General features: G+C 35.7%; 25 protein-coding genes. 15 read left to right on the top strand and 10 right to left on the bottom strand.

All coding sequences use genetic code 11. The features are described 5' to 3' along the window. Nucleotides 1–2: 2 nt before the first annotated feature. Entirely contained in the window at nucleotides 3–302 is a 300-nt protein-coding gene (locus GFS03_RS12955; RefSeq protein WP_153424469.1) for a DUF6955 family protein, read from the bottom strand. A 6-nt stretch (nucleotides 303–308) separates the two neighbouring features. Further along, the gene (gene sat / locus GFS03_RS12960; RefSeq protein WP_153424470.1) at nucleotides 309–1529 is read right to left on the bottom strand and encodes a sulfate adenylyltransferase; all 1221 of its coding nucleotides are present in this window, start codon (nucleotides 1527–1529) and stop codon (nucleotides 309–311) included. A gap of 101 nt (nucleotides 1530–1630) precedes the next feature. Here sat and GFS03_RS12965 point away from each other — a divergent pair, with 101 nt between their 5' ends. The 6 genes from GFS03_RS12965 (at nucleotide 1631) to GFS03_RS12990 (ending at nucleotide 7347) form a co-directional block, all read left to right on the top strand. Continuing rightward, nucleotides 1631–2350: a phosphoadenylyl-sulfate reductase gene (locus GFS03_RS12965; protein WP_153424603.1), complete on the top strand. Its 720-nt coding sequence runs from the start codon at nucleotides 1631–1633 to the stop codon at nucleotides 2348–2350. Next, nucleotides 2347–4239, top strand: coding sequence for a nitrite/sulfite reductase (locus GFS03_RS12970; protein ID WP_153424471.1), 1893 nt, complete (start codon nucleotides 2347–2349; stop codon nucleotides 4237–4239). The genes GFS03_RS12965 and GFS03_RS12970 overlap by 4 nt, the downstream gene beginning before the upstream one ends. After that, on the top strand, nucleotides 4226–4927 hold the full coding sequence (cobA, locus tag GFS03_RS12975) for a uroporphyrinogen-III C-methyltransferase (protein WP_153424472.1): 702 nt from the start codon (nucleotides 4226–4228) through the stop codon (nucleotides 4925–4927). The genes GFS03_RS12970 and cobA overlap by 14 nt, the downstream gene beginning before the upstream one ends. 118 nt (nucleotides 4928–5045) lie before the next feature. After that, nucleotides 5046–5927, top strand: coding sequence for a sulfurtransferase (locus GFS03_RS12980; RefSeq protein WP_153424473.1), 882 nt, complete (start codon nucleotides 5046–5048; stop codon nucleotides 5925–5927). Further along, on the top strand, nucleotides 5924–6175 hold the full coding sequence (locus tag GFS03_RS12985; protein ID WP_153424474.1) for a hypothetical protein: 252 nt from the start codon (nucleotides 5924–5926) through the stop codon (nucleotides 6173–6175). The genes GFS03_RS12980 and GFS03_RS12985 overlap by 4 nt, the downstream gene beginning before the upstream one ends. 68 nt (nucleotides 6176–6243) lie before the next feature. Continuing rightward, nucleotides 6244–7347, top strand: coding sequence for an NAD(P)/FAD-dependent oxidoreductase (locus GFS03_RS12990; RefSeq protein WP_153424475.1), 1104 nt, complete (start codon nucleotides 6244–6246; stop codon nucleotides 7345–7347). Here GFS03_RS12990 and sdx read toward each other — a convergent pair. The 6 genes from sdx to GFS03_RS13020 form a co-directional block, all read right to left on the bottom strand. Further along, nucleotides 7344–7673 (bottom strand): sulredoxin, encoded by a 330-nt coding sequence (gene sdx, locus GFS03_RS12995; protein WP_153424476.1) that lies wholly within the window; start codon nucleotides 7671–7673, stop codon nucleotides 7344–7346. The genes GFS03_RS12990 and sdx overlap by 4 nt on opposite strands. A gap of 96 nt (nucleotides 7674–7769) precedes the next feature. Continuing rightward, nucleotides 7770–8561 carry an MBL fold metallo-hydrolase gene (locus tag GFS03_RS13000; protein ID WP_153424477.1) on the bottom strand — a complete coding sequence of 264 codons (792 nt, stop codon included), beginning with the start codon at nucleotides 8559–8561 and terminating at the stop codon, nucleotides 7770–7772. Between the two features lie 227 nt (nucleotides 8562–8788). After that, nucleotides 8789–9208, bottom strand: a complete 420-nt coding sequence (locus GFS03_RS13005) for a hypothetical protein (RefSeq protein WP_238699132.1) — start codon at nucleotides 9206–9208, stop codon at nucleotides 8789–8791. Between the two features lie 212 nt (nucleotides 9209–9420). Then, a complete protein-coding gene (locus GFS03_RS13405) occupies nucleotides 9421–10263 on the bottom strand; it encodes a hypothetical protein (protein WP_181443765.1) in 843 nt (280 codons plus the stop codon). 89 nt (nucleotides 10264–10352) lie between these two features. After that, nucleotides 10353–10748: a hypothetical protein gene (locus tag GFS03_RS13015; RefSeq protein WP_153424478.1), complete on the bottom strand. Its 396-nt coding sequence runs from the start codon at nucleotides 10746–10748 to the stop codon at nucleotides 10353–10355. Next, on the bottom strand, nucleotides 10739–11599 hold the full coding sequence (locus GFS03_RS13020) for a DUF929 family protein (protein ID WP_153424479.1): 861 nt from the start codon (nucleotides 11597–11599) through the stop codon (nucleotides 10739–10741). The genes GFS03_RS13015 and GFS03_RS13020 overlap by 10 nt, the downstream gene beginning before the upstream one ends. Nucleotides 11600–11698: 99 nt before the next feature. Between GFS03_RS13020 and GFS03_RS13025 the strand changes: the two genes are divergently transcribed. Further along, nucleotides 11699–12772, top strand: a complete 1074-nt coding sequence (locus GFS03_RS13025) for a hypothetical protein (protein ID WP_153424480.1) — start codon at nucleotides 11699–11701, stop codon at nucleotides 12770–12772. Between the two features lie 51 nt (nucleotides 12773–12823). Here the strand turns inward: GFS03_RS13025 and GFS03_RS13030 are convergent, their stop codons facing one another. Next, nucleotides 12824–13390 (bottom strand): hypothetical protein, encoded by a 567-nt coding sequence (locus GFS03_RS13030; RefSeq protein ID WP_153424481.1) that lies wholly within the window; start codon nucleotides 13388–13390, stop codon nucleotides 12824–12826. 95 nt (nucleotides 13391–13485) lie between these two features. Between GFS03_RS13030 and GFS03_RS13035 the strand changes: the two genes are divergently transcribed. From GFS03_RS13035 to GFS03_RS13050, 4 genes are all read left to right on the top strand, one after another. Beyond that, on the top strand, nucleotides 13486–14400 hold the full coding sequence (locus GFS03_RS13035; RefSeq protein ID WP_153424482.1) for an aldo/keto reductase: 915 nt from the start codon (nucleotides 13486–13488) through the stop codon (nucleotides 14398–14400). 56 nt (nucleotides 14401–14456) lie between these two features. Next, the gene (locus tag GFS03_RS13040; protein WP_153424483.1) at nucleotides 14457–14882 is read left to right on the top strand and encodes a carboxymuconolactone decarboxylase family protein; all 426 of its coding nucleotides are present in this window, start codon (nucleotides 14457–14459) and stop codon (nucleotides 14880–14882) included. Nucleotides 14883–14924: 42 nt separating this feature from the next. Further along, on the top strand, nucleotides 14925–15344 hold the full coding sequence (locus GFS03_RS13045) for a (R)-mandelonitrile lyase (RefSeq protein WP_153424484.1): 420 nt from the start codon (nucleotides 14925–14927) through the stop codon (nucleotides 15342–15344). A gap of 226 nt (nucleotides 15345–15570) precedes the next feature. Then, the gene (locus GFS03_RS13050; protein ID WP_153424485.1) at nucleotides 15571–17061 is read left to right on the top strand and encodes a B12-binding domain-containing radical SAM protein; all 1491 of its coding nucleotides are present in this window, start codon (nucleotides 15571–15573) and stop codon (nucleotides 17059–17061) included. Nucleotides 17062–17105: 44 nt separating this feature from the next. Here GFS03_RS13050 and GFS03_RS13055 read toward each other — a convergent pair whose 3' ends face one another. Beyond that, the gene (locus GFS03_RS13055) at nucleotides 17106–17738 is read right to left on the bottom strand and encodes a DUF973 family protein (protein ID WP_256365651.1); all 633 of its coding nucleotides are present in this window, start codon (nucleotides 17736–17738) and stop codon (nucleotides 17106–17108) included. A 241-nt stretch (nucleotides 17739–17979) separates the two neighbouring features. Here GFS03_RS13055 and GFS03_RS13060 point away from each other — a divergent pair, with 241 nt between their 5' ends. The 4 genes from GFS03_RS13060 to GFS03_RS13075 all read left to right on the top strand — a co-directional run bounded on the left by GFS03_RS13060 (nucleotide 17980) and on the right by GFS03_RS13075 (nucleotide 22781). Next, nucleotides 17980–18783 (top strand): XdhC family protein, encoded by an 804-nt coding sequence (locus GFS03_RS13060; RefSeq protein ID WP_153424486.1) that lies wholly within the window; start codon nucleotides 17980–17982, stop codon nucleotides 18781–18783. Nucleotides 18784–18814: 31 nt separating this feature from the next. Then, the gene (locus GFS03_RS13065) at nucleotides 18815–19747 is read left to right on the top strand and encodes an alcohol dehydrogenase catalytic domain-containing protein (RefSeq protein WP_153424487.1); all 933 of its coding nucleotides are present in this window, start codon (nucleotides 18815–18817) and stop codon (nucleotides 19745–19747) included. Between the two features lie 183 nt (nucleotides 19748–19930). Further along, nucleotides 19931–21133, top strand: coding sequence for an acyl-CoA dehydrogenase family protein (locus tag GFS03_RS13070; protein WP_153424488.1), 1203 nt, complete (start codon nucleotides 19931–19933; stop codon nucleotides 21131–21133). A 34-nt stretch (nucleotides 21134–21167) separates the two neighbouring features. Then, nucleotides 21168–22781 carry a long-chain fatty acid--CoA ligase gene (locus tag GFS03_RS13075; RefSeq protein WP_153424489.1) on the top strand — a complete coding sequence of 538 codons (1614 nt, stop codon included), beginning with the start codon at nucleotides 21168–21170 and terminating at the stop codon, nucleotides 22779–22781.

Raw genomic sequence — 22781 nt, forward strand, 5'->3', positions numbered from 1 at the left:
CATTAATCCTCAACCTTCAGACTTTTTATAACTTCCAACAAAGCTTCCTTGGGTTCAATCTTCTTTTCCGTAATTATCCTTAATATCTCGTTTTTGAAACTCTTAGGTAGAAGTTCTATCGACTTCGTAGTTGAAGAATCAACTTTCGCATTTGGAAACAACTTAACTATCTCTTCTACTATCTCTTGTTCCACATCTATCTCTATACGCTTCATCCCTCCCAATACTTCCTTTGCATAATTCAACCCTAACTCCTCTAATTTTCTACTCACTTCCTCACTAAGCCAAATGTAGATTTTCATTTCCATTCACTCCAATATACTCCGTCTCTTCTCCAAGTATTCCTCTGTTACAAAAGGACTCCCAAACCCATATTCCTTTGCTGCTTTCATTAAAACATCATATACTTCTGGCCTCATTACCATCTTAGTCGGCTTTACCTCATCTAATATAATACTCCTTATTAAACTACCACTGAACTCCTGTTTCTCATCCTTGTGATCACAAAGTATCTCATTCTCTATACTCCCGCATCTTGGACAATAATAGTTTTCCCTTAAAAATATCGGCTTTATTAACAACTTGTCCTCATTAATGTAATCAAATATTTGGTGCGCCTCATAAGGCGAATAGTAATTCCCAACTCCAGCGTGATCTCTACCAAAGACGTGATGAGTACATCCTAAATTACTCCTAATTATAGCGTGAAGTAAAGCCTCTCTAGGTCCAGCATACCTCATATCCCATAGGGTAAATGAAAGCAAGTGTACTTTCTTACTTATGTAACCGTATTTAGATAGTGCATCATGAGTTAAAATAATAGCCTCATCTATGTAATCGCCTATCCTCTTCTCCCCTATCACAACATTTACTAGAATACCCGTTCTAGGTTCATCAACTTTTTGATTCTCATTTGCAGCAAACCATGCGAATTTCATTAAGTATTCATGACCAGTATGAGGAACGTTCCTAGTCTGGAATGCAACTATCTTTTTCCAACCTTTCTTCTCAAAAATTACCCTATGCATTTTAGGAGTTAACCAGAATTCCGAATATGGTGAAGTGAATTGTGGTTCCCTAATAAGCCAAACATCTCCCGCTAAGAAAGTGTCTGCGTAGCTTAATGTCCTTTTCACTCCAGGGTGCTTAATGTCTTTAGTCTTGTAGACTTTCTCTGCCATTTTCACCTTATCGTATTTGAAGATTTCTTTTATTTCCATGATTGCCAGTGGTTTTCCTAAATAAGTTATCCCTATAATATCTCCCTCCTTGATGTTCTCATTTTGATCGTAATCAAATACTATTGGTATTGGCCATAACACGTCGTTTGGTAATCTCATCTTTTCCACAACGGAATCTACTTCTTCGTAATTCATAAAACCCTTTAATGGAGATAAGAAACCATAAGCTATACTTACTATCTCATGGGCCAACTGTCTTTTTACTTGAATTTCTTGCAGTTCTTCAAAGTCTGGAACCCTTTTTATTCTCTCAACTATCTCAACCTTGCCGTGCCCTATTAGGTTCACAGTCTTAATCTTGTTAAGGGTAAGCTTATATATTTAGCTATTTGTGCAAATTTTGCACATATCGAAACACTAAAGTATTAATATTTTACTTGATTATTATGATGCTTAGCAAAGAGGAGTTAGACTCTCTGAACAAATGGTTTGAAGATAGGGAACCTCTAGAAGTAATAAAATGGGGAATTGAGAAATTTCATCCTAAAATAGTCCTAGCATGTAGTCTTCAAGCTGAAGATTTGGTAATATTGGACATGTTGAGTAAGGTGGTTGAAAACCCAAGGGTTTTCATAATAGATACTGGCAGACTTCATCAAGAGAGTTATGATTTAATAGAAGAGATAAACAAAAAATACAACATAGATTTGCGGATATATTTTCCAGACTATAAAGAGGTGGAAGCTCTAGTTAATAAACATGGTATAAATCTGTTTTATAAAAGCGTTGAACTTAGAAAAGCATGCTGTGAAGTGAGGAAAGTTTTACCCCTCAAGAGAGCGTTAGAGGGAATGCATGCTTGGATAACTGGGCTAAGAAGAGAGCAAAACTTTACGAGAGGAGGAATAAAGAAAATAGAAATTGATGAGGTTAATGGAGGTATATTTAAGTTAAACCCCTTGGCTAACTGGACATGGGAACAAGTATGGGAGTATATAAAGAAAAACAACGTACCTTACAATAAACTCTACGATAAGGGCTATAAGAGTATAGGATGTGTACCATGTACTAGACCAGTGAAACCTTGGGAGCATCCAAGAGCTGGTAGATGGTGGTGGGAGCAGAATAGTGATAAGGAATGTGGGCTTCATTATAGAGAGGTGAAGTGAAGATTCCCATAGAGCCCAATTTTAGAACTGATCCCAACGATTACAGTGAGGAAGAGAAAGTAAAGTTGAAAACTAAGGGATTAACTGAAGATACAATAGGAATATATTCGTCGTTTCACGACTTAACTAGAGACGATCTTGAGAAGGAAGTATCTTTGATAGCCAAAAGTTTCGGAATATACATGGAATTTAATAGGGACAAGATGAAATCAAATGGAGTCAAAGATTGGATTTACATGGTAAGGCTACCAATTCCCGGAGGAGGTCCAATAAGACCTAATCAATGGAGAATTTTAGATGATATTTCGAACAAGTATACGATATCAGATGCATATACTGGAAATCCTTTACCTTCTCTAAAACTAACCACGAGACAGGCTATTCAATTTCACCATGTGAAGAAAAAGGATTTACCTAACCTTATTAGAGAGATTGCGGAATCCGGATTTCTCACCATAAATGGCTGTGGTGATAATATAAGGAATACTATAGCTTGTCCACTCTCTAGGTACTGGATTTTTGACGCAAATTCACTGGCTAGAAAAATTGCCAATTACTTTAGATTACCTTTAGATTTGTATCTTCAAGTCTTTGAAATACCTCTAACAGAAAATATACAATTTGAAAGAGAATCTTTCAAATATAGTGAAAATCTTTTACCAAGAAAGTTTAAGATCGCCATAGTAGGGGTTTTAAGAACAATTAATGGAAAGTACATAATTGATAACTGTGTTGAAGTCAGAGCCAATGATATAGGCATAGCACCTTTAATAAATGACGACAAAGTAGTAGGTTATCAAATATACGTTGGCGGATCAATGGGTGAGAATAACTCTTATCCCACTTTTTCAGCTCTTGGACTTCCAATTGGTACTGTGGTAAATGATGGGGAGTTATTGAGAGTATTGGATGCAATTGTGAGAATACAGGAGGAGTGGGGAGATAGGAAGAATAGGCATTGGGCTAGGTTTAAGTACGTTGTATATAAGATGGGATTGGAGTGGTTGAGGGATAGAGTGAGAGAATACTCTGGAATACAGTTGGGAAAAATAGCTAACGTAAACCTTACGCATAGGGAATTGCATTTAGGATGGATAGATTTAGGTGATAATAAGTGGGCCTACGGTATTTTCGTTGAAAACGGTAGGCTGATAGATGGCAAAAACGGTAGGATAAAAAGTATGGTCAGATATATTGCAGATAACTTTGATAACGTGATGTTTTATATAACTCCAAATCAACATCTGTTAATTACTGAAATAGACCAGTCTCAGAAGGAGAAAATCGAGGCGATACTAAAGGAGTTCAATTACGGCTTTAGAGACGGTAAACCATATTCCAATTTAAGAATTAACTCAATAGCATGTGTAGGATTTCCAACATGTAAATTATCCTTTACTGACTCTGAAAGATTCCTTCCAGGTCTAATTGACGAGTTGGAGAGAAGAGGTTGGAAAGATATTCAAATCTCAATAGGATTGTCTGGTTGTGTAGCTCAGTGTTCAAGACCTGCTCTTCATCCCATAAGTTGGGTAGGTAGTGGTTATGAGCTTTACATGTTGAAGATAGGTGGAGGGAATGGGAGTTTAGGAGAACCATTAATTGACTGGGATGAAAATTCTATTTACCTATATCAAGTTCCGTCCAATAGGTTAGCTGATGTGACTGAAGCATTATTTGAATTATACGAGAAAAACAAGGATTTAAGTGAAGACCCCGGTGAGGTATTCAGATTACTAGGTAATAAGAAGATAATTGAGTGGTTGAAGAGTCACGAAAAGACTAAAGACCTTATGAAACCTCATAAGTTTGATAGAAAGATTGAGGGTTATAGGGAATATCACAATTTGTTACAAAAACGTTTAGAGGAGGTGAATGCGTACGGGTAAGGTAGTTTTAGTAGGTGCTGGCCCCGGTGATCCCGAACTAATAACATTAAAGGGTATTAAATATTTACAAATGGCTGATGTAATTGTTTACGATAAGTTAGTGTCCAGAGAACTTATTAATTACGCTAAGCCGTCCAGCATTGCGATACTCCTTAGTAACGATGATACTGAAGTTGATTTGTTGAGAAAGTACGCTTTGGAAAATAAACTAGTAATAAGACTAAAGAATGGAGATCCTTACATATTTGGAAGAGGTGGAAAAATTTGTCAAGAGTTAATTAAAGACGGTATAGAGTGCGAGGTAGTACCTGGAGTTTCATCAGTTAACTCAGTTCCTGCATACGCTGGAATTCCGCTTACTTTTAACGGAATCTCAGATATGATAACAATCGTAAGTGCTGTCTCACAAGGTGGGAAACTCTTTGACTTTCAAAAAATTCCAGATTATGGTACTCTAGTAGTTTTAATGGGAGGTAAAAGATTAGAGGAGGTGAGTAAAGGATTGATGATTAAGAGAGATTCTTCAGAAGATGTAGCAGTTATAGAGAGGGGAACTTATCTGGATCAGAAGGTATACGTCAATAAATTAGGGAAGATAGCTGAAATTGGTAATAATCTAGCTACTCCTTCCATGCTGGTCTTAGGAAACGTTGTGAGATTAAGAGAGATTTTATGGAAATTTAGTTGATTATTTGTTTAGAAACTCCTTTATTCTTATTTTTAAATTTTTTGTTAAGTGCCAAATTTGCACATATGAATAGATATATAACTTACGGATAAAGAAAAATAATTAAGGGGAGTGAAAAATGAGTCAAGTACAAGAACAACAAGTAATAGTAGATAATAAGTGGGTGTTAGATCATTTAAAAGATGAGAGAGTTAGAATAGTGGAAGTAGACTATGATCCAAATACTGCTTATAATGTATGGCATATTCCCGGAGCAGTTCTTATAAGGTGGAGAGAAGACTTAAGACATCCAGTCTTAAGGGACTTCATAGAACCTAGTCAGTTTGAGAAGTTAATGGAGTCAAAGGGAATAAGTAATAACACAACTATAGTGCTATATGGTGATTATAATAACTGGTTTGCAGTTTATGCATTCTGGTTGTTTAAGTCTTACGGTCATGACGATGTTAGAATTTTAAATGGCGGTAGAACTAAATGGGCTAAGGAGAATTTACCTACAGAACAAGGAGCAAAAGAACCTCAATACCCTAAAGGTAGTTATAAGGTTAAGAAGGTAGATTGGGGTAGTCATAGGGCTTTCTTCTGGGAAGTTCTTCAGAAGATAACTAAGGGTGAAGTCGGTAAAACTACTATACTAGTTGACGTTAGGTCTCCCAAAGAGTACACAGGTGAAATTAGAGCTCCTCCAGAATATGCTGATGAACAAACTCAAGTAGGTGGGCATATACCAGGAGCAGTGAGTTTTCCATGGGCTCAAGCTGTTAACCCAGATACTGGTGAGTTCAAGTCTATAGAGGAGTTAAGAAGATTGGTTGAGAGCGCTGGTATAACTCCGGACAAGGAGATAATTACGTATTGTAGAATAGGAGAGAGAGCTTCGCATACTTGGTTCGTTCTAAAGTACCTATTGGGATATCCAGCTGTTAGAGTATATGATGGCTCTTGGGCAGAATGGGGAAATATCGTAGGAGCTCCCGTGAAGAAAGGAGCTGAACCATGAAGATCATAGAGAAAGTTAAACTAGATAAATTGGACTCTTGTGGATCCAGAAGCCCATTATCGATAATGCTAGATGTGATTAGGAAAATTAAAGAGTGTGATGAAGGTGTTGAAATTTTAATTAATGACTATGATTGGCTACTAAGCCTAAAATACGTTCTGAAAATTAATGACCTTAAAATGAAAATTGAGGAAAAGGGTAAGGAAGATAATTTTTTAAAGTTAGAGGTATCAAGGGATTGTACATAAATTTAATATTTTTTATATAAACTTTTTTCTACATAAAGTTTAAATTATCCCATTAACAGTATTTAACTATGAAAAGATTAGTCGTAGTAGGAGGAGGAAATGCAGGGACGTTAATAGCAAATCTGCTAGCAGGAAAATTAGAAATCATAGTAATAGAACCAAATGAATACCACACTTATCAACCTGGATTAGTAGATTACATTACTGGGGAGGTTGATGAGACTAAAATACAAATGCCTAATAGGTCATTGTTAAAACCATCAGTAAAAATAGTAAAGAGTAAAGCTACTAAAATAATACCAGAAAATAGAGCTGTAGTAACCGAAGACGGAAAAGTATATGAGGGCGATTATTTAGTAATAGCAACAGGAGGTCAAAATAAACACATATATAATTTAAGGGGATACCATGGAATTGATGAAGCTAGGGCAATTAGAAATGATGTTATAAATCCGAAAGGAAAGAACTTCGTTATTGGATCACTTCCCGGAATAATAAAGTGTCCAGCTGCTCCATGGGAATTATCCTTTTTGATAAAGAGGAAATACCCAGATGCTAATGTTAATGTAATAGTTCCAGCTAAACAACCACCACCATTACAAGTTCCAATGTCAAATATATTCAATAAGAAGGCTAACGAATTAGGAATAAAAGTCTACAAAGGTTTTGTAATACAAGAGGTAAATCATAACGAGAAATACGTAGTATCAACTGAGGGGGAAAAGATTCCTTTTGATCATTTGATCATAGATACGCCTATCTCAACTGGCTTTAGTGAGTTAGCTGATAAGTCTGGATTAATTCCAGTTGATAAGAACAATTTAACTTATAAGGATGGTGTCTTCGTGGTCGGTGATGCCAATAATACCCCAACACCTAAAACCGGTGCGGCTGCACATTTTCAAGCTGAGGTTGTTGCAAATAATATACTAGCTGAGATAGAGGGAAATAGGAATAAAGAGAGTTACGACGGTACTGCAATGTGTGCTGTTTACTCAGGGGCAAATGAAGGTATATTAGTTTGGTTAAACTACGAGAAGAGCAAGGTCTTAGGGCCTACATTAGTTTATCGGTATATGAAAAAAGCGTTTACTAGCTTATATTGGGCCAGTTTAAGTGGTGGAGTGGACTTTATGCTAAAGCCTTTAGTTGAGTCCATTCGGAAGAATTAAACATCAACCTCTATCCAACCACCATTGTCTCTTATTTGATATGTTTTTAATCCCAATTTTTCCTTTGGAGCATCTGGGGCAACATATGGTGGTTCTAGCATCTGACCAGTCCTTAGATCAAATAGCGCATGGTGGCAATAACACTTTACAGTAAGTTTTTCTTCATCTAGTTGACCTAAGATACACCTTGCGTGAGAACACACTGCATCCATAGCGTACAACGTTCCCTTGATATTAGCTATAAAAATGACTTTGTCCTCTACCTTAACTGCTGCGCTTTTCGCTTTTTCTAAGGCTTTTGCAGATATGGTTCTTTTCCAGACCATAAGTCTAACGTACAAATATAACTTATATTCTTTAATTTGATAAAGTTTAAATCATCATTATAAATAAAAATGAGTTATAAGATTATCATATCTTTTTTACATTCTTCCTAAAGCCTCCCTTAAGCCTCTCAAGTTGACTTCTACTTGCTTCCTAAGAATCTCTCCGCCTATACCTCCAATATCAATCTCATCGATATTCACAATCTCTTTACCCAACATCTGCTCTAAGTGTTTATCTAATACGTTAGGACTTACAAGTCCGCCGTGAGCTAAGCCTATCACCTTTGGCTTTAAGGAAATTTGTAATCTTAAACTGTTAACGTAATTGTCGTAGTCTAACGGTGGTGGTGTTGTTGGTATCACGATACCGTTAAAGTATGCTCCCCCACTATCTCCCGTAAATAGAATATCATCGCTGATAACGGAAATGTGGTGTTTAGCATGGCCTGGGGTATAAATTATCTTCAAAGTCTTTCCATCTCCAAGATCAATTACCTCTCCACCCTCAACTTCCACTACTCTATCTGGATCTATTTTTGTAAACTCTCCGTATACGTAATAAAGATCTCCCAATACCTTCTCTGAGCTCTCGTTCAATCTCTTTACACCATCGTCAGTTGTCAAATACTTTTTAAAACCACTTTTTATCATGACTTTAGCATTCTTATACCTCTCTAAAATTTCTGGTAATAGTCCAATATGATCTATATGAATATGTGTTAATATTATTAAATCAAGTTTATCTAGGAACGAGGAGTCCATTATTGAGTTCGTAACACCAGCATCTATCAATACGTTAAATTTTTCTCCGCAGACTACGTAAACAGTTGCAAGTTCAGGGAACTCAGGAGGACCAGCTGGTATTGCGTGTAAACCTCTACATGGCATAATTACTGTATGTAAAGCTAATTTATAACACTGTTTGAGACCTCAAAGATGCGTTGCTCTAAAACGATAAAAAGATCATAAGTTAGTATAGTATGGTAGGGCTACGTGACAACTTAACTTGATACTTACTTAATCGACGGTTAAGGATGATAGAAATAATATCTCATCATTGAAAGTCTATTCAATGCTGACCGATAGAAACTTTTATCTGGTTTTTTCTTAACTATTTAACTACTTAAAACGCTTAGGTTTTTGCTAAACTTTTCAACTATAATTTGAAGTGTCACCATTTTCTGCAAAGTCTTTAATACTTCACTTGGAAAAAGTCTTCCCAATAATCCGATATTGACATTCATTGAGCATAAAACTAATAACTCTGAATAATCCTCGTTTATTTTCTTTACTCTAAATCCTAATTCGTATATTATATTATCTGAAGTAAAATTATATTTTATTAAATCTATATCTGGCTTAGGTCCTTCTAGTTTACCTACAATACTTCTCTTAAATATCAGTCCACTTCTTTGTCTAGTAAAAGGCAAATATAGAATTCCCTTATCTTGAACTGGGGTAATTAGGTTAGAAAGGGCAAATATTATGTTGGGATTTCTAATGATATTATAAAGACTATCGTTCTTTATTTTCAATCTAATGGAATCAGAATAATTGAATCTGTGCTAATTCCTTCTTCTTATATATCTTTTGAAGCCATCTAGATTGTCAAAATCTGTCTCACAACATCTATATTTTTGACCCATAATTAATAATTGATTCAAAGTATTATAAACCTTACTGACAAAATAAAGATATGTTATATAAATTTCTATATATTGTTTTTCGATAATCAATCAATTGATTGTTATTTAAACTCATACTCGTAGATTATCATAACGTCAGCAGACTTATCTATATTCCTCGCCGCAGCAATATATTTCCTAGCCATTTCTATATTATCTGCGTAACCTTGAGTTACACAAGCGTAATTACCAAAAAATGGTATTCCAATAAACTGTATCCACCATAAAAAGTTGAAATATAACGAAGTCAAGAACACTGTGGGGTCATTCCCAAGTATTGAAAAGGAAATTAACCCTACTTGATCCAAATACGAGATTACTGCAAGGACTAACAACGATGTCCACAATACGATAGCGTTGACCCTAAACCACCAACTAATCTTACTAGTTAGTGTTTTTCTTCCTATTTTGGAACTGCGATTAAATGATTTAAGAGAGTTAAAGAACGTTCCTTGTAACATGTAAGGAGCTGTACACGTTACTGAGCATATCTGCCTAGAGCCAAATAACGCTGATAGCACTGCCGTTACTACATAAGTTCCAATAATGCCGGTTAGCAATACGGAAGGGGATACAGGGCCATAAGTACCTAATCCACTATACCACATGTATGGGATATTCTGAATTTTATTGGAAATAGGAGAGAAAGATGGTAAATAAAGGCTATATATCCAGTAAGCAACTATCATTAACATCAACCTTATCTTATTTTCTAGTTTTCTTTCCTCGATAATCCTATAAAACGAAAGGATACCTAACCATATACCTATTATAATATAAAACCAAGGTGTTGAAGTAACTCCAGTTAAAATATTGTAAAGTGTATATGTTAAATTAGAACTTAGGACCTCACTAAACGTTAGAACTCCTAGAGTTAGATTTACATCTATCCCTAAAAACCACATCAATATGAAAGTTAATAATATGAGAGTAAAGGTCAGTTTGGAGTTTTTAAGATAATTGTCTTCAATAGATTTTTGACTGAATTTTAGATCTAAAAATTGACCATATTGATGAAAATCAACAAACTTATCTCAAAGAGGGATAAATTATCCATGACATAGTAGTAAAGGAGAGATATTTCAAATATTAGAAAGATAATTATTAGCTCTAATCCTAACCCTATCTCTTGCCTCTGGTTAAATCTATTCTTGTATAAATGGTTGTGATACATCAAACCTACATAATAGGAGATTAACAACGAGGATAGTAGATCAGCATAAACTTGGTTAACATAAATCAGAATAGCTGAAAAAGGATAAAGTACTGAGAAAAAGATTATGGCGTTAAACGTGATTTTTTTCATCTGCTTCCGGCTAGATAATATAAGGTATAGATTTGCTATAAGAAAGAAACCTAAAGAGTAATAATAAAAAATTTCTATACGCATTTTTTCTCCCCTTCTATTATATATTCTAAACTATAACTTTGTACATTTTCATTATCCATAGTCGTATAGACACTGAAATTTTGTTGAGGATCATATGAATAATCTTGGGTGAAGTGAGAGCATACACTTAAAGGCTTGTCTCCGTCAACCATACAAATATATTTAGTTATTAAATTAGCTTGATAGTAAATTTGCTTATAAATTGGACTATTAGGATTATGCAGTTGCTCTACTACATAAGTCCAGTTTTTACCAGACAATAATTTCGGATTTATCGTAGTCCCAACTTGGTAGTAACATCCTATAATTAAAAAGGGAATAGATAAGTTCCCATATTTTTCCCACATGGAATAAACCGTAGTCGGAACCTTATCTAAATACTGACCTTGCCTATTTTCATACTCAATTCCTACGAATGAAATATAAGGACTACTATAACTAGCATTGGCAAAAGTGAAAGTGGGTACGTTTGGATATACGTCGATTGAGCTAGATAGCATGAATTGAAGATTTGAAAAATTACCGAATCTTAGAAGGGCTATTATTAAAGCCCATCTTTCAGCCCCGCAATATGGACACCACTCCGCTCCAACAAAAATTACCGTTGGTTTATCATTAGAAGAGAAATTATAAGGGAGAATATCTAAATTAGTTTCGGTTACTGATATATTATATCCTTGACCACTCAATTGAACTAACTGCGTGTATAAATCTGAAGGAATTGATCTACCTATTAATGAAGAAATCTCCGGTAATTTACTAGTGTTCATGAGGGAAATTGCTATAGCAGTTACGACTAATGAAATAAAGAAAACAATAACTATTATTCTAATAATCTGTTTGTATCTCATATATTAGTTCCAATTAAGATTACTCTTTTAATATGCGTTAGAATTTTTCGAACACATCTTTAAAGATGTAAATCTAGAATCGTTAGCTAGGTTAAAAAAATGAAAAACATAAAAAGAGCTGTATCTAATGCAGTTTTCGCAGGAGTAACAATAGTTTTAGTAATAATAGCAGCTGTAGGATTTGCATTGTACTTTACTAAACCTACTACTCCTTCAATACCCACAACTTCCGTATCTAGTATAACCGTGACCTCCACTACTACAAGTACAACTACATCAATAGCCACCTCTACTACAACTCAAACTGCAACACAGACTACAACTCAGACATTTACAACAACTCTAACAAGGCCTATAACTGTTAACGCTAGTGGAGCCTTCTATAACGGCCAAGTAATAACTTTCCTATATACTGCCCAATTTGAATGCACCCCTCCCGCTACCACATTCTTCCCTAATGCCGTTAATCAAAGCAAAGTTGCAATGGGTTGTGAAGTAGGTGCTGGCAATATATCAGCATTTCCAAAGGGGGCTGCTCCAGTATTCGTACTAGTACCAGCATTTGCGGGACTATCCATATTTGGCGTTACTAAACTAGGCGCTACCCCACAAGGATTCCCTACGTTTACATATAATAACGTAACATACACGATATTAACACAATGTGGTGCTGCTCTTACTGAAACTGCTTGTCCAGATCACATGAGCCTAATATACTCTCCAGCATTTACTGTGGTTGAGCAGTACTTAGGGATTAAAAACGGTGTATTCGGATTGCCTGAGGGCGTATTACCAACTCCTGCTCATAGTCACTTAGTGACATTCGCTACTAACACCTCAATACCATGGTATATAGTCGTAGTTTTAGTATTCGATCCCAACATATTCCCTAATCCAATAACTGGCCAATGCCAAGCCATAGTTCCATCTAATGTATCTAATCCCACAGAAAACTGCTTAAACAACATACAAGCGCTAGAGAGAGCAATGAGTACTTATGATAGTGCTGTATCTGCTGCCAATGCAAATAATCCAATATGGCAAGCATTAGGAAAGCCTGGGGTAGAGGTTGTAGTACCGGGAATTACTTCACCATCTCAGTTATTTAATACTACTAACTCCAATATGGTTCTTTACTTCAGTGATCCTGCAGTTTATCCATATCCAATCTAATCTTAAGGCAGAAATTTTTTATTTTTTCTCGTTTCTTCAAATCTTTTTTAGCTAATCCATCCAGTAGAGCTCATAAGGTGATAGTTCTTTTGAGTTACAAAAGTCACAATATTCGGCGTCTTCTTCATTTATACTTCCACAAATCATACAAACCTTGTAAGTTCCACCAATTCTGTAACCCGATTTTACAATAAAATTCCTTATTAGTCTTATATTTTTGTGTCGAGTTAAAAATTTAAATAGCAACTTATCGCCATATATTATGACGAACTTTCCGAAAGAGGCCTTATCGTAAATACCAATTATTAAATTTTTATCCTTTAGACTGAACTCAAATTTATCTCTCCTTAAAAGAGCGTTTTTTACTAAAATTCTTTCGTTAATAATTAGAAAACTATAAGTTTCTAGAAGCAAAATTAGTATAAGGAGTATTAAGGACATAAGATAAACCATAAAACCAGTTAATAGTGGGAGCATAATATCTACCTTTTTGACAATTATTGAAAACACGGAGTAGCTGAACAGGGAAACTCCTACTAACATAAAACCAAGGTGAAAAGCCATAATAGAGGGATGGAATTCAATTAGGGATAAGATCTTAATTATCTCCCTCTCCATAAGAATTAATGTGCCTACTCAAAATTAAAAGAAAATTGGTCTAGGCTAAACTCTATTGATAAACATTTAAATACCTAACAATATTTTACTTATTCATGGAAAAGAAGATATTAGGATGGACGAACGAGAAGATATCCCCATTAATTTTAGGTTCCTGGGAATTTGGCACACCTTCAATAATTGATGAGACCAATGCTATGAAAACTATTCAAAAGGCAATAGAGGTAGGAGTCAACGCCATAGACACTGCAGAATCTTATGGAAATGGTCTTTCAGAAACAATTATTGGAAAAGCCATAAGCAAATTCAAGAGGGAAGATTTATTCATAATAACTAAAGTATCAATAGACCACCTAAGATATGATGATGTTTTAAGAGCTTGTGAGGGAAGTTTAAGAAGACTTAATACTTCATACATAGACCTATACCTTGTCCATTGGCCTAATCATTACGTTCCAATAAGGGAAACCGCTAAGGCAATGGAGAGACTATTCAGCGAAGGGAAAATTAGATATATTGGCCTAAGCAACTTTTCCCTTCCCCTATTGAGAGAATTTAGGGAACATCTATCTAAGACGGACGTTGCAGCAAATGAATTACACTATAACGTTTTATTCAGAGATGTTGAAAAGGAGGTTCTGCCTTACATGTTAAAGGAAAATATTCCCTTGTTAGCATATGACGCTTTAGGACTGGGTTATCTGATAGGGAGAAAAGAGATCAGAAATGAGTATAAATGGTACGTTCTCGCTAGGGAAGCTTACGTTAAAAACTTAGAACCACTTGTGGAGGAAATATTTTCAATTGCTAAGGAATTAGGCAAAACTTCCGCTCAAGTAGTTCTAAATTGGTTAGTCAGTAAGGATAACGTATTTGCAATTTTCAATACTACCAAAGAAGATCACCTTAAGGAGAATTTAGGTAGCCTAGGATGGTCATTAAGAGATAGTGACTTGAGGAGATTAGATGAAGCAGTAAAGAAAGTCGTAATAGATTATTTTGCAAGGTAATTCAAACCTTTTTATTTGACATATTACTTTTTTATCTTATATTACTCGAATAGTTTATGGGTAGTCTATTTGAAAAAGATCCAGAATTAAAGAGACTCTATGAGAAAGGGCTTGAAGTTAGGAAAAAAGTCATGGGAAAAGAATACGTGGAAAAATCGCTAAGTCAAGCTACAGACTTCAATAGGGAACTTCAAGAAATGGTGACAATTTTCGCGTGGGGTTTAATATGGACTAGAGACGATGTCATCCCAAGGAAGATAAGAAGTTTAATAAACATTGGAATATTAAGCGCTCTAAATAGGCAAAACGAACTTAAATTGCATGTTAAGGGTGCCATAAGAAACGGTTGTACTGAGGAGGAAATAAAGGAAGTATTATTACACGTTGGAGTGTATTGTGGTCTACCTGCAGCCATGGAGAGCTTTAGAATAGCACAAGAGGCTATTAAGGAGCTTAGGGAAGAGGAAAAAAAGAAAGAATAAAACATAAAGACAGTTAAAAAGAAAGTAGAGGTTTGGGTTAGTATGGATCTAACAATTAGAAAAAATGGCACTATTCCTTTTACTAAAGGTGATCCAAGATTTTTCACTGGGAATGTAATAATTGAACAAGTGCATGATTCAGAAGAACCGTCTAGAGTTACTTCCGCTATTGTAACATTTGAGCCAGGTGCGAGAACAAATTGGCACTATCATCCATTAGGACAGTTATTAATAGTTATCTACGGAACGGGGTTAATTCAAACTTGGGGTAACCCTCCTAGAAAAATAAAGGCAGGAGATGTCATATGGACTCCGCCTAATGTAAAACATTGGCATGGTGCTACGGCAACGACTGGAATGACTCATATAGCTATACAAGAGAAACTGAACGGTAAGACAGCGGAATGGCTTGAAAAAGTCAGTGATAAGGAGTACGAAGAAGCACAGTCTGCTTCTGAGTGAAAACTATTTATTTGACGCATTCTTCATTAATTAAAAGTTAGCTGCCAAACTTTTTATAATATAAAAGTTTATATTTTAAGAGAGAGATATGTTAAATCTGGAGGTGAGTTAAAAGACGTATGATGTAGTATTAACTTCTGATAGGGGTACATTTACGGATTATGGTGGGATAGCTCCATTAGGTTATGTAGCTTGTTTACCTTATAGATTAGTTCCGAGATTTTTCATGGATAAGATATTCACGCCTCCAATCCCTACAGATAAAGAGGGTAAAGCCATAGTAGCACCTTATCCTCTTAGGAAAGTTGAAGCTGTTTTGGCGAGAAGTGGATTTAACGTAATAGTTACAACTCCAGAAAAACTAGAGAAGGTTGTAACTAGTAAGGGAACTAAGGTAATTGGTATTAATGTTCATGACCCGAGAGGTATAGAACCAGTTAGTGCTAAATTGAGCATGATTTTTGGAGGAGGAGAGACGTGGACTGCTAAATTCTTTGACGAATTAGGTGAAATAGTAAGCAGGTTAAAGGAAAAATATCATCTTAAAGTTGTAATAGGAGGTGCAGGTTCTTGGCAATTTGAAAAAGATCCTCCAAGTTGGGCAGATGTAATATTTTTGGGACATGCTGAAGTCGACTTCCCAGAAGTGGTTAAGAGATTAGAGGAAGGAGAAGCATTACCCAAGATAATAAGGGGAAAATACCCTAGGAAATTGGAGGATATTCCACCAATTATTAGCCCAGCTAGAGGTGGTGAAGTTCAAATTACTAGGGGATGTCCTAGAGGCTGTTGGTTCTGTTCAGTAACTCCGGATACATTCATTTCTTTCCCAATAGACTACATAATGAAAGAGGTACAAGTTAATATGAAAGCTGGAATTAAGGATGTTAGTCTAATAACTGATGACATGTTACTATATGGAACTAAAAGGCTTAATGAGGTTAATCATGATGCCATAATAAGGTTATACACTGAGTTGAAGAGAGCTGGAGTGGACTATATAAATTTTGCCCATATTTCCGCCGCACCAGTCAAGTTAAGTCCTAAGACTGTTAAGGCTATGAGTGAGATAGCTGAATGGAATGAGGAAAGGGCTGTTTCTCCAGTGGTAGGACTTGAGACTGGAAGTGAAAAAATATTTAATAAGTATATGAAAATGAAGGCATTTCCATGGAACTACACTCATTGGAAGGATTTAATAGTCGAAGCAACTGCAATAATGAACGAAAGTTACATCTTCCCTTGTTATACGATGACAATAGGATATCCAGAAGAGACTGACAAAGACGTAGAGGATTCAATAAAGTTAGTAGAATACATCATAGATCATGAACCAATTGCATGGATATTCCCATTGCCAGTTATACCAATGGGATTATCTAAAATTAGGGATAATCCTTTACCTGCATTAGAGAGATTACCATCTAGATATTGGGATTTGTTATATCTCTCATGGAAATATGATTTGAAGATTACTAGAAGACTTGGAAATGCAATAGCGTATACTAGTAAGAATCCATTCATAAGATCAATTGTAACGTATATGATCGATAAAGTGTTTAACACTATAGAGTGGTATTTTGAAAGACTTAAGGAAACTAAAGGAAAGTCAGCCTTAGAGTATAAAGACCTAAATCTAGATACTACTTATGGCGTTATTTGGTCAATATTTCAACTATTCAAACTAGCTTTCTCTTCTTCCTCACTAAGTAAGTGAATGATTCGGGAAAAAATAATTTCAACTTTTAGTATAGATTTTTTCTAGAACTGCTTTGTTTTCAGAATTTGACTTAATCCTAATAATATAAGATAAGCACCAAGCAATCCGATAGAACTAACAAACATCTCTGAAAATATTTCAATCGGTTCACTATGTGCAATACCAATTATAAACGCAACTAAAACCCACGTTAAAATCAATGTTCCTCCCCTCTTCATGGTTCTATTATTATAGATATTACTGGCCCCTAGGTATCCTAGTCCTATTAAAAATACTCCCGCCAGTGACACCAAATCTCCACCTATCACAATTCTACCAGCTATAGGGATAACACCTTGTTGTGACTTAATTAGGATAAGAGCTATTAAGCCAGCTAAGACTAATATGTAGCCTACTACTGCAATAGTACCTCCAAGCGTTCCTTTATTTAACCGCTTTCCAGAAGTGGTCAGTAATTTAAATCCCTCTCTTATTCTTAATAAAGAGAGTATAAATATGGGCAATAAAACTGCCTCAGTAATTAAGGCAATCTCCGCGTAAACCCCTGAACGGGCTAGCATGCTATTAATTGTTAGAGGTAAATGAAACACTGAGATTAATATTAGGAAAATTACAGCTGACATTAGAATGTCTAGGATGGAATAAATTAAGAAATAGTTAGCTCCTTTCCTAATATCTTCTAATCCTACTTTCTCGGTATTTTATTGTGGCATAATAAAGTTAGTTTTTCTATATAAAAAACTTTTCTATTATGCTTTTTTAATTAATTGCTATAATAAGAAATTAATGACGCGGTTTTTAGGAACTCACCTATTATTGGAAAAAGGCATACCAGACCAGAGCTTTAATGGATGCTTAAAAAATTGAAACTAATTAGAGAAAAAGGTATTTAATTAGCTAATTTAATAGTAACATATGAGTTCGTGTGAGATCTTTCCATTAATTTCAAAGTTAAGTGCCGAAGGGAAGCGCTTTGCAATAGTTTCAATTTATAAGGGAAATAGACTAGAGAGAACTTTAGTATCAGATGGAAAAGTACTCCTTGGAAGTCTAGATAAAGAAGTAATTGGACTTGCAATGGAAGCATTGGAAAAGGGTGAAGTTATTCAAAAGGATATAGAAGGTGGAAAATTAGTCATTGAACCGATAGAACCTAGACCGGGTATTATCGTAGTGGGATCTGGTATTATTGCTAAGTTTATAGCCAAATTAGCTGTAGATATGGGTTATTACGTTGCAGTAGTGGGTTCTGGAGACGTTAAGGAAGAGGACTTCCCTGGAGTTTACGCCATCTCAAATGATCTCAGCCTACTAGAACAAATGGTAGACGAGGATTCAATTGTAATTGTAGCAAATGAGGGAGGTAAACCGTATGATATAGATGCATTATATATTGCAATGAAAAACAAGGCTAGATTTGTGGGACTATTAGCTAGTCAAAAGAGAGCAGCTTTAATGATTTCACTACTAATGAAGAGAAATATTCCATTAGAGGAAATTAAGAAAAAACTACACTCTCCACTAGGTTTAGATATTGGTTCAAAGACTTCAGAGGAGATAGCTTTGAGCATATTATCTGAGGTGGTTATGGAACTTAGGGGAGGTACGGGGAAAAGATTACAAGAAGTGAAGAATCCTTATCTTCTACTAGACGATGCTTTAGCTGGAAAGATTGAGGATAAATGTATGTTTGTACCTAAGTCTTTAAGTCAACAGTGAATATATTAACAATCAATTCCTTTTTTAACACATGAAAGCAGCAATTCTTACACAGTTTAATTCGCCTTTTATCATAGGGAATGCTGAGCCTAAAGGTGTAGGAGTTAAAGTAAATGTAGCGTATACTGGAATATGTGGAAGAGATTTAGTTATATGGAAGGGCGGATTTAAAAACCTCAAATTACCCTTAATCTTAGGACATGAAATAGTAGGCTACTATAAGGGAAAACCAGTTGCAGTTTATCCAAACTTAAATTGTGGAAGCTGTGAGTACTGCAAAAGCGGGAAGGAGAATCTGTGTGATAATGCTAGAATTTTGGGAGAAGGGGAGATAACTGGAGGATACGCTGAGGAGATTATTGTTCCGGAAAGGAACATTATACCCTTACCAGATGATAAACTTGAAAAATATGCTGCTACGATGGACCCTATAGCCACTGCAATTCACGCGACCAAGCTTGCAAATTTAAATAAAGATAGTAAAGTTTTAGTAACTGGTGCAGGTGGAGGAGTAGGTATTCATCTTATTCAATACTTGAAACTTTTAGGTATATCAAACGTTTACGGGCTATCCTCTAAAGGTGAAAGGTTACGAGAATTGGGAGTAGCACCCATTAGTGATATAAAAGGTGAAAAGTTTGATGTTGTCTTCGAACTAGTAGGTTCTAAAACTATAAACGATTCTCTAAGGGCATTAAAAAAGGAGGGTACCCTAGTTTTGATTGGAAATACTGAGGGTGAGCCAATAACACTGTTAAGACCTGCGATGACTATAATGAGACAGCATAAAATTATAGGTTCAGCGTCCTATACTAAGTCAGAATACGAGGAAGCCATTAAATTGGTGGGAGAAGGTAAAATTAAAGCTATATATGAGATCTACGAACTAGAAAGGATAAATGAGGCATATAGGAAAATGATGGAGAGAAAGATTCTTGGAAGAGCTGTATTAAAGGTAATATAACCTTCTTCGTACATGTAGTTCTTATAAGGTGTTAACCTTAATATTATATTTTTGCGTTGTTTTTTCTCTGTTTTCACAGAATCAATACATTAGTTTCTGAGATAATTATATGTAAAAATATAGGCTGAAATAAAACATAATGATAGAAAGAGTTATAATCAGTCTAGTTGGTCATTAGAATATATGGTCTTACCTTTCAGTAGTGTGGAAGCATTTTCTATAAACATTTCTGAAAAACATGAATTATTTAGGAGAGCAGTAAGAGAATTCATGGAAAGGGATGTTGCGCCATACGTAGAAAAGGGTGAAAAAGAAGGTACGGTACCGAAGGAAGTATTGGAAAAGGCTAAGGATATTGGTCTATATGGTGTTGCGGTACCAGAACAGTACGGTGGACAAGGTGGAGATACGTTAATGACAGCAATAGCACAAGAGGAAATATCAAGAGTTTGGGCTTCACTGTCTACGAGAATATCTGTTGGAGGTCTATTCATGACTCCAATATTGCTTTTCGGTAATGAAGAACAGAAGAAAAAGTACGTTACTCCAGTGGCTAGGGGAGATAAAGTCGCAGCTTTTGCTAATACTGAACCAGCAGCTGGATCAGACGTTGCAGGAATACAGACAGTAGCTAAAAAGATAAATGGTAAATACGTTATTAATGGTAGGAAGATCTTTATCACTAATGGTGGAATAGCTGATTACTACATAGTTACAGCTAGGACGTCACCACCAGAGCCTAATGCTAGATGGAAAGGAATATCAATGTTTATAGTAGAAAGAGAATGGAAAGGAGTTAAGGTATTAAACAGAATTGAGACTATGGGATTAAGAGCTTCAAACACTGCTGAGTTAGCCTTTGAAGATGTTGAAGTCCCTGCAGAAAATCTATTGGGAGAAGAGGGTAATGGATTCAAGTACGCAATGGCGACTTTCGATAGAACAAGGGTTGGTGTTGCTGCTCAAGGAGTTGGTGTTGCTCAAGCTGCTTTAGAGAGAATGGTTGCATATTCGACTCAGAGGTTTGCTTTCCAAAGTCCATTAATAGGATTTCAAATGGTTCAAGAAAAGATAGCCGAATCATTAACTGAAGTAAATACTGCAAGATTACTTACATACTGGGCAGCCAGTTTATTTGACCGTGGTCTTGAGAATGAGGCTATAGTAGCAGCCTCAATGGCAAAATTATACGCTACAGATATCGCAGAGAAGGTCGCGATTAGGGCTATAACTGTTCATGGAGGATATGGTGTAGCTACTTCTACTGGTGTCGAGAGATTGTTAAGAGATGTCGAAGTAATGAGAATATATGAAGGGGCCAACGATATTCAGAAACTTGTTATATTAAGGGAAACTGCGAGAAGACTCCTCGGAATCAAGATGTAAAATTTTTTATAGATGTTTTTCTAAGTATTATAACATGAATAGCGAATATTACGAATACCAATTAACAATAGATAAGATATTAGATTCTGGTTCTAGAAGTTTTCCAGATAGAGAAATAGTTTACAGAGATATTAGAAGATACACATTTAGATCTTTCGCTAATTCTGTAAGAAGATTTGCAAACGGATTAAGAAAGATAGGAGTTAAGAAAGGAGAAAAGATAGGAGTTATAGATTGGGATACTGATGTCTACATGCACAACTATTACGCAATACCAATGATAGGTGGAGTGCTACATACAGTGAATATCAGATATCCCTTAGAGTTAATAGCTAAGACCATATTACATGCAGAGGATAAGTATTTAGTAGTAAGAGATGAGTTCCTTCCACTTATAGAAAAGGCGAAGGGAATAATGCCAGTAGGGATAAAAATAATATCCTACAGTGATTCTAAGGAAAAAGTGAGAAGCTCATTAAATACGATAGATTTTTGGGAATTGATTGAATCAAATGAGCCATTAGAAGAGGAAATTAACGTTAATGAAAACGATATGGCAACGATTTTTTACACTTCTGGTACTACAGGTGAGCCAAAGGGCGTATGGTTTAACCATAGGAAGATAGTATTACATGCTATGAGTGTAAGCTTGGTTGGAGCTAGACCTCCCTTAAGTTTGACCTCAAACGATGTATATATGATCCTAGTTCCTATGTTTCACGTTCACGCCTGGGGATATCCATATGTGGCACTAATGGCTGGAGTTAAATACGTATTGCCAGGTAAATACGATTACAGTTTTATACTAAAGTTAATGGATAAGGAGAACGTAACTTATTCAGCAATGGTACCAACTATACTGTACCTATTACTAACGAATCCCGATGCTCCTAAGTATCTCCATGTATTTAAGAGGTGGAAGGTCACAATAGGAGGTTCAGCATTACCGGAGGGATTAGCTAAAAAGGCTAAAGAGTTGGGTATTACAGTAATAGGAGGATATGGTCTATCTGAAACTTGTCCAGTATTGTCAGTTGGTTACTACAACTCAGAAGTTGAAGGACTAGATGAAAATACAAAATTCATGGAGCAAATATCTGCTGGGGCACCCATTCCCTTAGTCCAAATTAAAATTATAGATCCGGCTACTGGAAAAGAAAAGGAGACTGGCAAGATAGGGGAAATAGTAGTTAGAGCACCGTGGTTAACCCAAGAGTATTATAAGGATCCAGAAAAGACTAAGGCCTTATGGAAAGGTGGATGGTTGCATACTGGTGACTTAGCCTATATGGATCAGTACGGATATATACATATAGTTGATAGAGAGAAGGATGCCATAAAGAGCGGTGGTGAATTCATTCCTTCGCTACTCTTAGAAAACGCCATATCGTTACATCCTAAGGTATCTCAAGTTGCAGTAGTTGGAGTTAAAGACGAGAAATGGGGAGAAAGGCCAGTTGCATTCATAGTTCCAAAAGAGCAAGTGTCTGAGGAGGAAATAAAGCAATTCTTACTGAAACTCGCTGAAGAGGGTAAAATCCAGAAGTGGTGGATTCCAGATAAGATCATATTCATAAGTTCTATGCCTCTAACTTCAACCAATAAGATAGATAAAAAGGTACTTAGAGACATGACACAAACTAAATAA

Origin of the sequence: Sulfolobus sp. E5-1-F, from assembly GCF_009601705.1 — an archaeon.
In the GTDB taxonomy this organism is placed as follows: Archaea; Thermoproteota; Thermoprotei_A; order Sulfolobales; family Sulfolobaceae; genus Saccharolobus.

What these genes read in the sequence shown, in the direction of transcription:
- GFS03_RS12980 (WP_153424473.1), top strand. Translation starts at nt 5,046, where the DNA reads ATGAGTCAAGTACAAGAACAACAAGTAATAGTAGATAATAAGTGGGTG.
- GFS03_RS13020 (WP_153424479.1), bottom strand. Translation starts at nt 11,599, where the DNA reads ATGAGATACAAACAGATTATTAGAATAATAGTTATTGTTTTCTTTATT.
- sdx (WP_153424476.1), bottom strand. Translation starts at nt 7,673, where the DNA reads ATGGTCTGGAAAAGAACCATATCTGCAAAAGCCTTAGAAAAAGCGAAA.
- GFS03_RS13075 (WP_153424489.1), top strand. Translation starts at nt 21,168, where the DNA reads ATGAATAGCGAATATTACGAATACCAATTAACAATAGATAAGATATTA.
- GFS03_RS12955 (WP_153424469.1), bottom strand. Translation starts at nt 302, where the DNA reads ATGAAAATCTACATTTGGCTTAGTGAGGAAGTGAGTAGAAAATTAGAG.
- GFS03_RS12985 (WP_153424474.1), top strand. Translation starts at nt 5,924, where the DNA reads ATGAAGATCATAGAGAAAGTTAAACTAGATAAATTGGACTCTTGTGGA.
- GFS03_RS13035 (WP_153424482.1), top strand. Translation starts at nt 13,486, where the DNA reads ATGGAAAAGAAGATATTAGGATGGACGAACGAGAAGATATCCCCATTA.
- GFS03_RS13050 (WP_153424485.1), top strand. Translation starts at nt 15,571, where the DNA reads ATGGATAAGATATTCACGCCTCCAATCCCTACAGATAAAGAGGGTAAA.
- GFS03_RS13030 (WP_153424481.1), bottom strand. Translation starts at nt 13,390, where the DNA reads ATGGAGAGGGAGATAATTAAGATCTTATCCCTAATTGAATTCCATCCC.
- GFS03_RS13040 (WP_153424483.1), top strand. Translation starts at nt 14,457, where the DNA reads ATGGGTAGTCTATTTGAAAAAGATCCAGAATTAAAGAGACTCTATGAG.
- GFS03_RS13065 (WP_153424487.1), top strand. Translation starts at nt 18,815, where the DNA reads ATGAAAGCAGCAATTCTTACACAGTTTAATTCGCCTTTTATCATAGGG.
- GFS03_RS13060 (WP_153424486.1), top strand. Translation starts at nt 17,980, where the DNA reads ATGAGTTCGTGTGAGATCTTTCCATTAATTTCAAAGTTAAGTGCCGAA.
- GFS03_RS13405 (WP_181443765.1), bottom strand. Translation starts at nt 10,263, where the DNA reads ATGTGGTTTTTAGGGATAGATGTAAATCTAACTCTAGGAGTTCTAACG.
- GFS03_RS12990 (WP_153424475.1), top strand. Translation starts at nt 6,244, where the DNA reads ATGAAAAGATTAGTCGTAGTAGGAGGAGGAAATGCAGGGACGTTAATA.
- GFS03_RS13025 (WP_153424480.1), top strand. Translation starts at nt 11,699, where the DNA reads ATGAAAAACATAAAAAGAGCTGTATCTAATGCAGTTTTCGCAGGAGTA.
- GFS03_RS12965 (WP_153424603.1), top strand. Translation starts at nt 1,631, where the DNA reads ATGCTTAGCAAAGAGGAGTTAGACTCTCTGAACAAATGGTTTGAAGAT.
- GFS03_RS13015 (WP_153424478.1), bottom strand. Translation starts at nt 10,748, where the DNA reads ATGCGTATAGAAATTTTTTATTATTACTCTTTAGGTTTCTTTCTTATA.
- GFS03_RS13045 (WP_153424484.1), top strand. Translation starts at nt 14,925, where the DNA reads ATGGATCTAACAATTAGAAAAAATGGCACTATTCCTTTTACTAAAGGT.
- GFS03_RS13000 (WP_153424477.1), bottom strand. Translation starts at nt 8,561, where the DNA reads ATGCCATGTAGAGGTTTACACGCAATACCAGCTGGTCCTCCTGAGTTC.
- GFS03_RS13070 (WP_153424488.1), top strand. Translation starts at nt 19,931, where the DNA reads ATGGTCTTACCTTTCAGTAGTGTGGAAGCATTTTCTATAAACATTTCT.
- cobA (WP_153424472.1), top strand. Translation starts at nt 4,226, where the DNA reads ATGCGTACGGGTAAGGTAGTTTTAGTAGGTGCTGGCCCCGGTGATCCC.